The sequence below is a fragment of the Paludibacterium paludis genome, from assembly GCF_018802605.1.
GTDB classification, from domain to species: domain Bacteria; phylum Pseudomonadota; class Gammaproteobacteria; order Burkholderiales; family Chromobacteriaceae; genus Paludibacterium; species Paludibacterium paludis.
The window spans coordinates 3,255,776-3,269,877 of sequence record NZ_CP069161.1 but is presented as its reverse complement, the minus strand read 5'-3'; the positions used below and the strand labels follow the sequence as shown (position 1 = coordinate 3,269,877).

The 14,102-nt window shown below is 63.0% G+C and carries 15 protein-coding genes; 8 read left to right on the top strand and 7 right to left on the bottom strand.

The features are described from left to right. The first annotated feature begins 23 nt into the window (after positions 1–23). Together aroC and JNO50_RS15035 are read left to right on the top strand one after the other, a co-directional pair. Positions 24–1,124 carry a chorismate synthase gene (aroC, locus tag JNO50_RS15040; protein ID WP_189530232.1) on the top strand — a complete coding sequence of 367 codons (1,101 nt, stop codon included), beginning with the start codon at positions 24–26 and terminating at the stop codon, positions 1,122–1,124. A gap of 52 nt (positions 1,125–1,176) precedes the next feature. Next, positions 1,177–2,439 (top strand): EAL and HDOD domain-containing protein, encoded by a 1,263-nt coding sequence (locus JNO50_RS15035; RefSeq protein ID WP_189530234.1) that lies wholly within the window; start codon positions 1,177–1,179, stop codon positions 2,437–2,439. A 1-nt stretch (position 2,440) separates the two neighbouring features. Here the strand turns inward: JNO50_RS15035 and JNO50_RS15030 are convergent, their stop codons facing one another. The 3 genes from JNO50_RS15030 to JNO50_RS15020 are packed head-to-tail and all read right to left on the bottom strand — an operon-like array spanning position 2,441 to position 4,638. Continuing rightward, entirely contained in the window at positions 2,441–2,824 is a 384-nt protein-coding gene (locus JNO50_RS15030) for a DUF1987 domain-containing protein (RefSeq protein ID WP_189530236.1), read from the bottom strand. Between the two features lie 17 nt (positions 2,825–2,841). Then, positions 2,842–3,396: a SiaB family protein kinase gene (locus JNO50_RS15025; RefSeq protein WP_189530238.1), complete on the bottom strand. Its 555-nt coding sequence runs from the start codon at positions 3,394–3,396 to the stop codon at positions 2,842–2,844. A gap of 3 nt (positions 3,397–3,399) precedes the next feature. Beyond that, positions 3,400–4,638 (bottom strand): SpoIIE family protein phosphatase, encoded by a 1,239-nt coding sequence (locus JNO50_RS15020; RefSeq protein WP_189530240.1) that lies wholly within the window; start codon positions 4,636–4,638, stop codon positions 3,400–3,402. A 158-nt stretch (positions 4,639–4,796) separates the two neighbouring features. Between JNO50_RS15020 and JNO50_RS15015 the strand changes: the two genes are divergently transcribed. Further along, the gene (locus tag JNO50_RS15015; protein WP_229804410.1) at positions 4,797–5,714 is read left to right on the top strand and encodes an EamA family transporter; all 918 of its coding nucleotides are present in this window, start codon (positions 4,797–4,799) and stop codon (positions 5,712–5,714) included. Between the two features lie 551 nt (positions 5,715–6,265). Here the strand turns inward: JNO50_RS15015 and JNO50_RS15010 are convergent. Further along, a complete protein-coding gene (locus JNO50_RS15010; RefSeq protein WP_189530242.1) occupies positions 6,266–6,502 on the bottom strand; it encodes a sigma-70 family RNA polymerase sigma factor family protein in 237 nt (78 codons plus the stop codon). Positions 6,503–6,528: 26 nt separating this feature from the next. On the opposite strand from JNO50_RS15010, the gene JNO50_RS15005 reads away from it, so the two are divergent. Continuing rightward, positions 6,529–6,774 (top strand): hypothetical protein, encoded by a 246-nt coding sequence (locus tag JNO50_RS15005; protein ID WP_189530244.1) that lies wholly within the window; start codon positions 6,529–6,531, stop codon positions 6,772–6,774. Positions 6,775–6,880: 106 nt separating this feature from the next. Continuing rightward, positions 6,881–7,438 (top strand): isochorismatase family protein, encoded by a 558-nt coding sequence (locus JNO50_RS15000; protein WP_189530246.1) that lies wholly within the window; start codon positions 6,881–6,883, stop codon positions 7,436–7,438. Here the strand turns inward: JNO50_RS15000 and JNO50_RS14995 are convergent. Next, positions 7,418–7,747, bottom strand: a complete 330-nt coding sequence (locus JNO50_RS14995) for a thioredoxin family protein (RefSeq protein ID WP_189530248.1) — start codon at positions 7,745–7,747, stop codon at positions 7,418–7,420. The two genes, JNO50_RS15000 and JNO50_RS14995, sit on opposite strands and share 21 nt — an antisense overlap. A gap of 154 nt (positions 7,748–7,901) precedes the next feature. On the opposite strand from JNO50_RS14995, the gene JNO50_RS14990 reads away from it, so the two are divergent. Beyond that, positions 7,902–8,837, top strand: a complete 936-nt coding sequence (locus JNO50_RS14990) for a GlxA family transcriptional regulator (RefSeq protein ID WP_189530250.1) — start codon at positions 7,902–7,904, stop codon at positions 8,835–8,837. Between the two features lie 119 nt (positions 8,838–8,956). Next, positions 8,957–10,411 (top strand): M12 family metallopeptidase, encoded by a 1,455-nt coding sequence (locus JNO50_RS14985; RefSeq protein ID WP_189530252.1) that lies wholly within the window; start codon positions 8,957–8,959, stop codon positions 10,409–10,411. 155 nt (positions 10,412–10,566) lie between these two features. On the opposite strand, the gene JNO50_RS14980 is transcribed toward JNO50_RS14985, so the two are convergent. After that, positions 10,567–11,397, bottom strand: a complete 831-nt coding sequence (locus JNO50_RS14980; protein ID WP_189530254.1) for a substrate-binding periplasmic protein — start codon at positions 11,395–11,397, stop codon at positions 10,567–10,569. 258 nt (positions 11,398–11,655) lie between these two features. Then, positions 11,656–12,519, bottom strand: a complete 864-nt coding sequence (locus tag JNO50_RS14975) for a DMT family transporter (protein ID WP_189530256.1) — start codon at positions 12,517–12,519, stop codon at positions 11,656–11,658. Positions 12,520–12,642: 123 nt separating this feature from the next. Here JNO50_RS14975 and JNO50_RS14970 point away from each other — a divergent pair, with 123 nt between their 5' ends. Next, positions 12,643–14,028, top strand: coding sequence for an aminotransferase-like domain-containing protein (locus JNO50_RS14970; protein WP_189530258.1), 1,386 nt, complete (start codon positions 12,643–12,645; stop codon positions 14,026–14,028). Positions 14,029–14,102: the final 74 nt, after the last annotated feature.

Below are 14,102 nucleotides of genomic sequence, written 5' to 3'. Positions count from 1 at the left end.
ATCAAAGACAAAGGGATTGCAGCATGGCCGGCAACACGTTGGGACTCCTGTTTACCGTCACGTCTTTCGGCGAAAGCCACGGGCCGGCGATCGGCTGCGTGGTCGACGGCTGTCCGCCCGGGCTGCTTCTTGATGCGGCCGACATCCAGGCCGAGCTCGATCGCAGGAAACCCGGCACCAGCCGCTTTGTCACCCAGCGCCGCGAACCGGACGCCGTGGAAATCCTTTCCGGCGTTTATGAGGGGCGCACCACCGGCACTCCCATCGCTTTGCTGATCCGCAATACCGACCAGCGCTCCCGTGATTACAGCAAAATCGCCGACGTGTTCCGTCCCGGCCATGCCGATTACGCCTACTGGCACAAATACGGCGTGCGCGACCCGCGTGGCGGCGGCCGCGCCTCGGCGCGCGAGACCGCGGTCCGCGTGGCGGCCGGCGCCATCGCCAAAAAATGGCTCAAGGAGCGCTACGGCATCGTCATCCGCGGACACATGACCCAGTTGGGCGAGAAGCGCATCCCGTTCACCGATTGGGACGCCGTCCCGGAAAATCCCTTTTTCGCGGCGGACCGGGATGCGGTTCCGGAGCTGGAGGCGTATGTCGACACGATCCGTAAAAGCCTCGACTCGGTCGGCGCGCGGATCCGCGTCGTCGCGGACAATGTGCCGGTCGGCTGGGGGGAGCCGGTGTACGACCGGCTCGATGCCGACATCGCTTACGCCATGATGAGCATCAACGCGGTAAAAGGCGTGGAGATCGGCGCGGGTTTCGATGCCGTCGCGCAGCGCGGCAGTGTGCACGGCGACGAGCTGACGCTGGCCGGATTCGCGAGCAACCATGCCGGAGGCGTCACCGGCGGGATCTCCACGGGACAGCCGATCGAAGTGTCGATCGCCATCAAGCCGACCCCCAGCATCGCCACTCCCCGGCGCTCCATCGATGCCGCCGGCAATGAAGTGACGATGGAGACGCATGGGCGGCACGATCCGTGCGTCGGTATCCGCGCGACCCCGATCGCGGAAGCGATGCTGGCGCTGGTGCTGATGGATCACGCCTTGCGGCATCGCGCGCAATGTGCCGATGTGCGGGTGGAGACGCCAAGGATACCCGGCCGGATTCGGTGAGTTGCATGCGGCTGGTCTAGTATGAAAAGAAAGATATAGGACAGGACGCCGCATGAACGACAGCAACGTTCGCTTATCTCCCGATTTTTCTTTCGCCTGGCAACCGGTGGCCGATCAACATCAGCGGGTCATGGCCTACGAGATGTTGCCCGGGGCTGCCGGCGACAATCTTGCGCACGCGCTGGCCGGGCTCGGCGCGGGGCGGTTGCTTGCCCATCGCCGGCTGATCGCGCCGCTGTCCGTCGAGGCGCTGTCTGCTGACTGCCTGGGCGAGCTCGCGTGTCCGGGAGTGGTGCTGCACCTGATGCCGGGCGCCGCGCAAGCCATCGCGCCCGATGCGGAGAGCGTCGTCGAGGAGTTTTGCCGGCAAGGCGTCCGCTTCGCCATCGAACCCTTGACGTGGCTCGAACAGTTGCCGGCACACCCTCTGACCGATCTTGTGCTGGCGCGCGCCGAATGGCTGGTGCTCAATGCCGCGGGAGCCGATCTTTCGTCCGGGATGATGCTGTCGCTGGGGCGTCAGTTCTCCGGACGCCGCTGGTATGTGCGGCACATCGCGACACCGGACATGTTCGACCATTGCCGGTCGTCGACACTGTCGGCCAAACCGATGCTGTTTCACGGCAACTTCATGGGCCGGCCCCGTTCTCCCCACGCCATGCAGGTCGATCCGGGGCAAACGCGCGTGATGCACATCATGCGCCTCCTGCGCTCCAATGCCGATATCCAGGAAATCGACCATCAGTTCAAGCTGGATACCATTTTGCTCTTCAAGTTGCTGCGCTTCATCAATTCGCCGATCAACGGACTGGGGCGCAAAGTGCAGACCGTTGGCGAGTCGCTGCTGTTGCTGGGGCGGGAGCCCCTGTTCAAGTGGCTATCCATGCTGCTGTACAACTCGCACCGGGATGACGGCTATAACATCTCCCTGCTCGAACGCTCCCTGGTGCGGGCGCGTTTCATGGAAACGGCCACCAGTGTCCAGATGTCGCCGCGCGATAGGGAGGAGATGTTCCTGACCGGAATATTTTCCCTGCTGGACCGGCTGCTTAACCTGCCGCTGCGCGAGGCGGTGGGCCAGTTGAACCTGCCCGCGCAGGTCTCAGAGGCGCTGTGCGAGGGCAAGGGCGTACACGCGCCCTGGCTGGAACTCTCCGTACGAATGGAACATGCCGCCAGCGAACGCACGCTGGCGCTGACCCGCAACCTGGGGTTCGAGCCCCGGGAAGTTTGCCGGCTGTGGTTCGATGCCCTGGTTTGGGCTCAGGAGGTCCTCGCCGAAGGCGGCATGCAAAGCGACCTGAAAAGCGCCTGAATCAGATGCGCTCCAGGCACCGCACTTCCAGCGCGACGAAATCGTCTGCCAGTTCCTGGCCGAATTCCAGGATCGTGTCGTCCTCGGGGTCGTGCAGCCAGTCGAGCACGATGTGGTTGCCGCGCGCCGCCGCCTGATTCAGCACGGAAAACAGGGTGAACAGCGACTTGGTGCTGGCGCTGTTGAAGTAGGCCAGCGCGACTTCGACGGTGACGGTGGCATTGCGCAATGTCTGGCAATAATCGGAAAGGCTCGCGATCAGCGGCTGGTAGAACGCCTGCGCGTTCTCGGGATAGGATTCGCCGCGCAGCGACAGGTGGTGCCGGGCGAAGTCGAATTCGATGGCCGGCGTCATCGACGTCGCGGCAAGGTGGATGTTTTGCATGGTGAGGTTCCGTCGTATCAGATGATGGCTTTCAGGTAGAACATCACGAAAGCCGGTTCTTGTCCTGAAGGTTCGAAGTGGTACTCGATCGGTTCGCTGGCATCCCGCGCCAGCGTGATGAAACCCAATCCCGCGCCCTTGCTGGCCGCCTCGTTGTCGGCGCGCAGGGTATCCCGGTAGAGCGCCTTGATATCCTCGCGGCTCATCGCGCGCAGCACATCGAGCTTGCGCGCCAGCCGCGGCATGTCCCGCTCCGCGATGCGGTTGCCGCAGACGATGAAGTGGGTGCCGTTCTCCTCGCCGATGAGGATCTGCCCATTGCGCAGTTCGTGATCGTCGGCGCGCTCGTCGGTGATGGTGTCCGCCGAGTAGTGGACGATGTTCTGCGCCATTTCGATGAAGCTCGAATACAGCCGGCGCTGCTTCACGCCGGCGAGTCCCTGGGCGGTCAGCCGGGTCCGCAGTGTTTCGGCCATGGCGGAAATCACCGCCTGGGAAAAGGTGCCGGTGTAAAAGAAAATCACCTTGTGGCTGTCGGCCAGTTCGCGGAACCGGCGGTAATGGTCGAGCATGGTCTAGTGTTCCGGTGGGGTGGCGCGAGGCAGGCGAAAGCCCATGAAGCTGACATCGTCGCGCCGGCGCTGGTTGCCGGCGGCCTGCCAGCGCGAGAGGCTGTGCATGAGCTGGCGTCCCTGTTCTTCCAGCGGGGCGTCGATATGGTCGAGCAGCACCTCTTTCATGCGCCGTTTGCCGAAGGCGATGCCCCGCTCCGAGCCGATCTGGTCGATGATGCCGTCGCTGCTGGCCCACACGCTGCTGCCCGGGGCGAGAGCCACGCTGTGGTTGTCCCAGCGGTAGTCTTCCGGGGTATCGACATAGGCGACGCCCATGCGGTTGCCGGCCAGGGTGAGAATCGCCTCGTCGCCGGGGTGGTGCAGGAAAAGCGGGGTATTGGCCCCGGCGAAGGTCAGCCGCCGGGCGGCCAGGTCGACATGCATGAACGCCGCGTCCATGCCATCGTCCGAGCCGGCCCCCCGGATGACCGAGCGGTCGGCCGGCGCGTATTGCCCGAGCGATTGCTTGACTTGCCGGTTGACGCGGGACAGCAGGGCGGCCGGATCGTCCAGCCTTGACGAGGTGAGCACCTGATCGAGCGCCGAGGCCATGATCAGCGTCATGAAGGCGCCGGGCACGCCATGTCCGGTGCAATCGATCACCGCCGCGAAAAAACCGTTTTCCTGGCGCCGGAAGTAATAGTAATCGCCGCCCACCACATCGCGCGGCTCCCAGATCATCACGTGATCGTCGAGCGCGGCCCGCATTTCCCGGGCGGACTGGCGCAGGAACGAGGTCTGGATCACGCTGGCGTAATGGATGGACTCCATCATCTGGCGGTTCTTGCTGGTGGTCTGGTCGGTGATGGCGCGCATCAGATCCGTGGCGCTGCCGATCCCGCAGTATTGCGTGTCGCGCGTGACGATGAAGCCGTCGTTGAGCGCTTTCTCTCCGCTCTCGACGGCCAGATACGACAGGTCGGTCAGCGATGTGTCCGCATCCACGACCAGCGGATTCTTGTCCATGAACGCGATGCAACTCTTACGCCCGAAAACCTCCCGGTGAAATGGCTTGGCCATCTGACTGACGAACAGATTGCGGTTGATCATGCCGATCGGGATGCCCCTCTCGATCACTGGCAGGCAGGGCAACGCCTTGTGCCGGCCAAACAGTTCCAGCACTTCGCGGTTGGTGCAGTCAGGTTCGACGCTCGGAGCGACCTGCAGCAGATCGCCGGCGGAGAGCGGGGTGGGGCGCATGATTGGGTGTGCCGAATTGTTAAGGACAAGGCGCAATGTTAGCGGCTTTTCTTGAAAGAATTATTTCAAATAAATATCCTTTGCAATTCTACGAAGTAGATGAGGTATCGTCCTTCCTTGCGACGTGTAATGATGATGTCCTGACGCAACAGGAGATCATGATGCCGTGGTTCGACCGATTTATCGCTCTGGGGATTGTCGCCGTCTGGGGATTCAATTTCGTGGTCATCAAGTGGGGATTGGCCGGAGTGCCGCCGTTTCTGCTCGGGGGCCTGCGTTTTCTGGCCGTCTCGCTGATCGGCATGCTGATTGTGCCGCGACCGCGTCTGCCCGCGGGATGGCTGGCGCTGTACGGCCTGGCGATGGGGTTCGGACAGTTTTCCTGTCTGTTTCTGGCCATCAAGCTGGGCATGCCGGCGGGGATCGCTTCCATCGTGCTGCAAAGCCAGGCATTCCTGACGCTGATCATCGCTTTTCTCTGGTTGAAAGAATCGTTCAGTCCGCTCCAGGTGCTGGGGCTGGTCATCGGTTTTGCCGGCCTGTGGTGCCTGGCCTATGCCACCGGCTCCACGACGGTTTCCTGGCTGGGGTTCGGGCTGACGCTTTGCGCGGCCGCTTCCTGGGCGTTTTCCAATGTGGTGATCCGGGCCTTCATTCGCCGGGGTCATACGCCGGCCATGCTGGGTGTGGTGGTCTGGTGCAGCCCGTTTCTCGTTGTGCCGTTCGGGCTGTTTTCCTGGGGACTCGAGCGCGAGCAGATTCATTTGGCCGCGCTCTTGCAGTTCAAGAGCCTGTTCGCGGTGGGCTATCTGGCGGTGGTCGCCTCCTTGTTCGGGTACGGTCAGTGGGCGCGGTTGTTGAGCCGCCATCCGGCCAATATCGTGGCGCCCTACAGCCTTCTCGTTCCCCTGTTCGGCGTGCTTAGCGCGTGGGTTTTTCTCGGTGAGCGTCTGAGCGGCTGGCAATGGGCGGGAGCGGGCTTGCTGCTGGGCGGGCTGGTGGTGAACGTGTTCGGTCCCGGGCTGTTGGGGCGCTGGTCGGTGTACAACGGACGGAGGCCGCGGCTGCAAAGGTGATGATGTTTTTCATTGACGCCATGTTTTGAAAAACATTTTTTCGCGTATTGAATGATTTTCTTATATTTGCGTTTTGCCGGCGTCGCGCCGGACTGTCGCCTGACGACACTGAGAAGGAGAGCGAAGTCTGGAATGAAAACAGGCTGAATCGTTTTGATTCAGCCTGTTGATTTATAAGGTGTTATACGTTTATCGGATTTTTCAGATTTGTCAGACTCCATTGTTGGTCACCTGGCGGGCGTCGCGCAGTGTGTTGACGATCATGGTCAGCAAGCAGGTGGTGATGATGATGGCGGTCACTTCAAGCATGATAATGTCCTTTGTTTGTTTGGCTGTTTCTTTAATAAATTTGCGTAAAAAGCACATTTAAACTATCACGCCTTTCCCTGGTTGGGAACCCGGGTGAGGATGCGGTGTTGCAAAAATGTTATTGTCGTGAATGGTGCGGCCTATGACCGCATGCCGAAGGCGGGGAGGTGCGATGCCGGCGAGGTACGACGGAACTGGTTAGTCGGGGCAATCCTGGCCGGGTGGCAGGACGGTTTTGCCGCTCAGACGCAAGCCGGCGAAGAGGAGGGAAGTTTGTCCGGATTGCGCATGGCGCAGAGTCCGTGGATCAGGCCGTCGGGACCGATGCCGAGCGCGAGGCTCATCGCGATGCGTCCCGTCGTTCTGTCGAGAAACAGCCGCCCTGTCATCCCGTTGATGCGTGCCGGGCGCATGTCGATGGCCGTCCCGTGATGTTTCCACAAGCCCGCGAGCAACCGCGCACCGCTTCGATTCATCATGCCCGGGTGGCGCGGCCGAAACCGTGTTGACGCAGTGGGAGGGCCGACGGGCCGCGGTGTTCCGGTTCGAGTACCTGTTCCGTTGCGTGAGCCTGGGACGCCAGGTCGGACTGATCCAGTTCGCCGACGGCGCTGATGCCCCGCGCTGGAAAGCGTTCATCCGCGAAGCCACGCTGACGACCCTGGGACTGGAGCCGGCGCCCGCCATGCCGGTATTCCCGCCGCTGGCCCTGATGCCGCGCCTGCTGAGGACACAGCGCTTCCCGTCCTGATCCGGATATGGCGCGATCGGTCCTGTCAGTGTCGGGGAACGGTCTGTTTCGGGTCGGGGGAGCCGGTCAGAATAGCGGGAGTCAACCCACAGAAAAGGAGAGGCTCATGCCCGCTTCCGCTCTTGTCGTCATCGATGTCCAGGAATCTTTCCGTCACCGTCCGTACTGGAACGAAGCGGCGCTGCCGGCTCTGCGCGACAGGCTGCTTGCGCTGATCGGCGGTTGCCGGGCGCTTGGCGTGCCGATTGTCCATATCCTGCACGAGGACGGCGACGAAGCGTTTTCGCCCCGCTCCGGTCTGGTGCGGCCGATGGACTGGTTGCCGGCCGGCCCGGACGCGACGTTCGTCAAGCATGTGCACAATGCCTTCACGGACACCGGTCTTGACCGTTGGCTGCGCACGCGGGGCATCGACCATCTGATCGTTTCCGGCATCCGCACCGAGCAGTGCTGCGAAACCACCGCCCGTGTCGCTTCCGATCTGGGCTACCGGGTGGATTTCGTATCGGAGGCGACGCTGACCTTCGACATGACGCATCCCGGAACCGGGCGGGTGCTGACCGCGACGGATCTGGTCGAGCGTACCGAGACCGTTCTGGCGGGGCGCTTTGCGACGGTGTCGACGATCGACGAAGTGCTGGCGTCACTCGCGCCCGGGAATTGACGCGGCCAGCCTGGCCAGTTCATCGGCGATGGCGCGTTCGTCGTCCGGGCGGACAAGCCGGGCGATCTCCCGGCCTTCCACCAGAAAAATCAGGGTGGGCCAGAGCCTTACCCTGAACGAGCGGCCCAGGGGCTGGCCCGGCCCGTCCTCGATCTTGATGTGGCGGATGCCGGAGACCGTGTCCAGGGCGCGTTCGATCAGCGGCGCGGCGGCCTGGCAATGCGGGCACCAGGTGGCGCCGAACTCGACGAGCAAGGGGCCGGGCAGAGCATCCAGTTGCGCGCGCTCCGCGAGGGTATCGTTGGGCATGAGGGGCTTTCATAACATGGCGCGGTCCTGTTGCCCCGCGCGGGCGATTCGGGCAGCCTGACCGGGATGGCGACGCAAAGGTCCGGCGCTCATGCGAGTGTACCGGTTATTGCCCATCGCCTCATTTCGCAAGCTTCACCGATCGCGAGGTTCGATGATCAACGTCTGTTTTCTGTTGTTGCCCAATTATATCGCTCTGGACTTTGTCGGACCCGCCGAAGCATTCCGCATGGCGGCGCAGGAGGGGGCGCCGTTCCGTTTGCGCATGGCCGGTCCCGTTCCCGATTGCCCGAACTCGCTGGGCATGGTGTCGCGCATTGATCCGCTCCCCGATGATCTGGGGCCGGACGCCCTGCTGATCGTGTGCGGAACCCTTGAGGTGGCGGATTTACGGACCGGCGCGGCGCAAACGGCGATGGCGTGGATGACGCGACTGGCCCGTGACGGGGCGCGCATCGCCACGGTTTGCTCCGGCGCGCTGCTCGCCGGAATGGCGGGTTTGCTCGATGGCCGCGCATGCACGACGCACCATGCCCACGTCGACGAGTTGCGGCGCATGGCGCCACTGGCGCGTGTCCTGGAAAACCGGATTTTCGTCGAGGACGGGCCGGTATGCACATCGGCGGGTATCAGCACCGGCATCGATCTTGCCCTGGCCCTGATCGAACGCCATGCCGGTCCGGACGTCGCGGCTCGGGTGGCGCGCCGCATGGTGCTCTACGTCAGGCGCGCCGGAGATGATCCCCAGCGCTCGCCCTGGCTCGCCTTTCGCAATCATCTGCATCCCGCCGTCCACCGCGCCCAGGATGCCATCGCGAAAGCGCCAGACCGGCACTGGTCCGTGTCCGATCTGGCCCGGACGGCGCATGTCAGCGGCCGGCACCTGACGCGGCTTTTCCGGGAGGAGGCGGGCATCGGCATTGTCGAATACCAGCAAAGGCTGCGCATCGCGCTCGCGCGAATCCTGCTGTCGCAGGGGATGTCGGTGGAACGCGCCGCCGATGGTGCGGGCTTCGGTTCGGCCAGAGCCTTGCGCCGCGTATGGATGAAGTTCGAAGTCGGCACCCCGAGCGACCGGCTTGCGCGTTGATCCTGCCGCGCCGCGTTGTCGCCGCCGGTTCTTTACTGCGAAACATATGGCGCATTACGATTTTAAACAAAAACTTGGTGGAGGAGGTGATTGCAAATAACTGAAAAGGAGTAACAGAAATGGCAAGAAACTCCCGCAGTATTTTCCCTCCCGTGGCGGCCGCTTCCATTGCCGCGCTTCTGGTCGCTCCCGGATCGGCTTTGTCCTTGACCCTGCCCGGGGAGGACGAGACTTCCGCGCCGCGGCGTTCGCCGCGCGCGGTCGTGTCCACGACGGCAAAACGCTGGCCGATGCCGATCCCTTATGCGCTCGGCAGCACCGACCATCGTACACGGCACGCTTTTTTGCGGGCGGCGCGGCATCTATCCGACTCGACCGGGGTGTGTTTTGTCGAGCGAACCTATGAGTCCGACTATCTTTATGTGGTTAACATTCCCGGCAAGGTCGCCAGCACATCCAACGTCGGCATGATCGGCGGTCCGCAGATGCTGGAGCTCAATGAAGGTTCGGAGGGCCATATCGCCCTGCATGAGCTGATGCATGCGCTGGGATTTTTGCACGAGCATCAGCGTTCGGACCGCGACCGCAATGTAAAGGTAGTGGTGAACGATGACGGCCAGGATCCCAATGATTCGATCCGGCGCCATGCCCTCGCGATCGGCGCCTACGATTTCGACTCCGTCACGCATGGCGAACCGTCCTTGTTTCCTCCGCGGGATCCCGCAAGACCGCTGCGCGTTACGGAGCGGGATACCTTGTCGGCGGGCGACATAGCGGGGGTGCGACGCATTTACCCGGTAAACTCGCGGCGCGAGGCCTGCCGACCGTTCGGATTCAACGGTCTGTCCGTCGACGTCAGCAAGCGCATCCTGAATCTCGTTCCGGGGGCTCGCCGGACAGTCCGCCTGGCCTTGCCCCCGCATGTGACGGTGCGCTCCTATGAGTTGCGGCGCGACGACAACAATCGTTTGAACGTCATGGTGACCCAGCGGCCGGGCAATGTGTTCGAGCTGGAGGTGGAGGCATTGCCGAACAGCGTGTCAAAAGGGCTGTTTTCCTTGCATGTGGAGTTTTTCACATTCGAGGGCACGCCGGTGCTGGCGCATCTGTCCGTCGATGTGAGCCCGAGCTACCGGCACCGGGTCCGCCAGATCGTTTCCAGTCACGACAAGACCATGTGTCTTGAAGCGCGGCCAAGGCGCGACAAGCGCTCGAAATCGGCAATGCCCCAATATTTCGACATGATGAGCATGGACATGAATGTCCATATCGCGTCGTGCGATCCGGACAATGTCCTGCAACTGTGGGAGCACTCCGACGGCGGCCTGCTGGCCACGGCGACCGGGCACTACCTGGTGCGTGAGTCCACGCACGGCGGCGGCGATGCCCGGCTCGCGCTGAGGCGTCCGGATGAAGGCGGTGCGACGGAGCCAGTCGCGCTCTGGCAGGAAACCGAGGGTCAGTGGCGCAACATGTCGATGCCAGGCTCGCTGCTGACGTTCTCCAGCGCCAATCTTCCCATGCTGGCGGCAAAGAGTCCGCATGGCTTCTGGCAGAAATGGGAATGGTATTGAAGTGACCGAAGGAAGTTTGCCGATCGTCCGGGAGGCCGCTGAAACCTTGGCCGGCGAACGGCGCGCATGATGAGTGAAACCGGACTGAGCGTAACACCAGGCATGTCTCGGCGCTTGCGCCGGTTCGGCGGACCCAAGGCCTTGCGCGGCGCGGCTTAACGCTTGTCCGCGTTGCGGGTAAGCACACGGATTTCACTATCGGTGAAATACTTGAGCAGCATGGCTTCGAACGCCGGGCTGCGGGTGATGGCGATGATCGCGGCATTGATCTCGCCGGCCCTGACGTCATCGAGCGCTTTCTTGCTGAAGGCGAAATACGCGTATTCATCCTCCCGGCTGCTTTCGTCCACCGGATAGATACGGATCTTTTCCCTGATCCCCAACCGCCGGAAAATCTCGTCCGGTTCGTGCAGATCCGCGAACAGCGCAATATCCACCCGCCCGGCCAGAAGAAGCCGGACGCTGATCTCATTGCTGGGCGTGTAGCTCAGGTGGCGGACGAAGTCCGGATTCTTGAGCAGTTCGTCGTAGCTTTGGCTGTAGGAAGCTCCGTTCAGGGCAGCAACCATGAAGCTTTCCTTTTCTCGGGTGATACCTTGCAGGGACGTCAGCGGGTGCAGGCGGGCCGCTTTTTCCAGTTGAATGAACACGGATGGCTCATAGATGTAAGGCTCGAAATAATATAGGTACGCTTCCCTGTCCTTGCGTTTGCCCGCGCCCATGACGAAATCGACGGCCCCTCGTTCCGCGTAACTGAGCTGCCGCTTCCAGGGAATACTTTCAAAGCGGACCTGGCAGCCGGACCTGGCCGCGGCGAGTTTCACCAGATCGACCTCGATGCCGGTCGGCTCGCCCCGGGCGGTGAAGCCCTGGAAGGGCAGATGGTCATAGACACCCACGCGCCAGGGCCGGTCGCAGGCCGCATGCGTGCCGGCCTGAAAGAGCAGGGCGAACAGCCCTGCCAGGAAAAGTGTTCCAGCCTTCATCCCGGCTCCTTTCGTTTCTCTTGTCGCCATCGCGGAGGCAATCTCGTTCCACCTGGGATAACGGCGGCGCCCACCGCCGCCGTTGCCGGGAGAGTCCGGGGGAAGGGGGACCCCCATGGAAATCAACTTAAGCATCAATGTATTATTGTTTATCTTTTCAAAGGCTTACATTTTTTTATGGGTGTCGGGAAGGTTCCCCATGGAAAAAGCGCCTGGCGCCGCCCGCCCCGGACGACGCCATCGTGTCCCCATGGATTTTTATTTGGCGTATTTCTTGGCTCCGGCCACGCAGATCACCGCACCGAATGTCACCATCAGCATTGCCCAGCTCACGTTCTCGTGAAGCAGCAGCGCGGCCAGGCCTAGCCCCATGAAGGGCTGGAGCAACTGAAGCTGCCCGACCGCGGCGATGCCGCCTTGCGCCAGTCCGCGGTACCAGAACATGAATCCGATCAGCATGCTGAACAACGACACATACGCCAGGCCGAGCCACGCTGGGCCGCGGACATGGTCAAAGGAGGCCGGCATGGTCAAAAGTGCGAGCGACAGCATGACGGGCAGCGACAGCGTTAACGCCCAACTGATGACCTGCCAGCCGCCCAGGGTGCGGGACAGCCGCGCACCTTCCGCGTAACCCAGTCCGCACGCGAGGATGGCGGCCAGCATCAGGGCATCACCCCGCAGCGATGCCTCGATGCCTCCTTGCGCCGCATAGCCTGCGACGAAGGCGCTGCCAAGCCCCGAGAACAACCAGAAGGCGGGCCTCGGTCGTTCTCCGGCACGCAGTACGGCGAAGAGCGCCGTGCTAAGCGGCAGCAATCCGAGAAACACGATCGAATGCGCGGACGTCACGTGTTGCAGTGCCAGGGCGGTCAGCAAAGGAAATCCCACCACCACGCCGGCGGCGGTGATGGCCAACGACGGCACATCGGCGAGGGTCGGTCGGGGTTGCCGCAAGAGATGCAGCAGGGCCAGCCCCAGCGTGGCCGCGATGCTGGCGCGCGCGCCGGTCAGAAACGTCGGGCTGAAGTCCGCCACGGCGATCCGTGTCGCCGGCAACGATCCGGCAAAGATGGCGACGCCGATGAACCCGTTGATCCAGCCGCGGCGTGTTTTATCCATACGACCCCTCCTTTGTTGACGGCTCTCAGTAGATAACGGCACGGCTGGCCGCGCCAGCGACAGTCCAATACAATTAAAAAGAACTGTTATGTATAAAAACCTACAACGGATCAGGGGGAAAGAATGAAAAACGGTACCCGGATCAGTGCCGTCATGGCGGAAATCCGGTCGGCGATCACCTCCCGCCGTTACCTGCCGGGGATGCGCCTGCCCTCCGTGCGCGCCCAGGCCCGGGCCATGCGGCTTTCGGTGTCGACGGTTCTGGAAGCCTATGAACGGTTGGCCGCGGAGGGGGCCATTACCTCGCGCCGCGGCTCGGGGTTTTATGTGAGCGGTCCCCTTTGTCCACTGGCGTTGACAAAGATCGGTCCGAAGCTTGACCGGGAAGTCGATCCGTTGTGGATTTCGCGGCAGGCGCTGGAAGCGGATGCCGGCGTGCTCAGGCCGGGGTGCGGCTGGTTGCCCTCCGAGTGGATGTATGAGAAAGGAATGCGACGCGCCCTGCGCTCGCTGGCGCGGGCCGATACGGCGGCGCTGACCGAATACGCCACGCCGCCCGGCCTGTCGGCATTGCGGCAATTTCTTTCCCGGCGCCTGCTGGCCACGGGCGTCGAGGCATCGCCCGAGCAGATCATGCTCACCGAATCGGGAACGCAGGCGATCGACCTGATTTGCCGGTTTTTGCTCGAACCGGGCGATACCGTCCTCGTCGACGATCCGTGCTACTTCAATTTTCATGCTTTGCTCAAGGCGCACCGCGTGCGGGTCGTGGGGGTGCCCGTTACGCCTAACGGACCGGATGTGGCGATGTTCGGCGCCGCGTTGCAGGCGCATTCGCCGCGGCTCTACATCACGAACTCGGCCATCCACAATCCCACCGGAGCGGTGCTCTCGCCCGTCACGGCGCATCGCCTGCTGTCGCTGGCCGACAGTTCGGATCTGGTGATCGTCGAGGACGATATCTTCGCCGACTTCGAGGTCCATCCCGCGCCGCGGCTGGCGGCGTTCGACGGTCTGTCGCGGGTCATCCATATCGGCAGCTTTTCCAAAACCGTCTCCGCCTCGCTGCGTTGCGGCTACATTGCGGCCCGGCCCGACTGGATCGACAGCCTCATCGACCTGAAAATCGCCACGGGCTTCGGCGGCGGGCGTTTGGCGTCCGAAATGGTGCTGGCGGCATTGACCGACAGCGGCTACCGCCGTCACATGGAGGCGGTGCGCGTGCGGCTGGCCCGGGAAATGGACAACACGCTCGCCCGGCTCGAACCGCTCGGCATCACGCCATGGCGGGTTCCGCAGGCCGGGATGTTTCTCTGGTGCCGTTTGCCCGATGGCGTCGATGCCGCCGCCATCGCGCGGGCCTGTCTGAAAGAAGACGTGGTGCTGGCGCCGGGCAATGCGTTCAGTCAATCGCTGAGCGCGGGGAGCTTTGCGCGTTTCAATGTGGCTCAATCCACCGACAACCGGGTTTTCGAGGCGCTGGCGCGCGCCCTGGACAAGGCGCGCTAAGCGGGTCGCGGCTTTGTCGAGAGCCGGATGGCCCCGGTTGCCGCGAACCGTTCACTGTGACCGGCCAAAAGCGG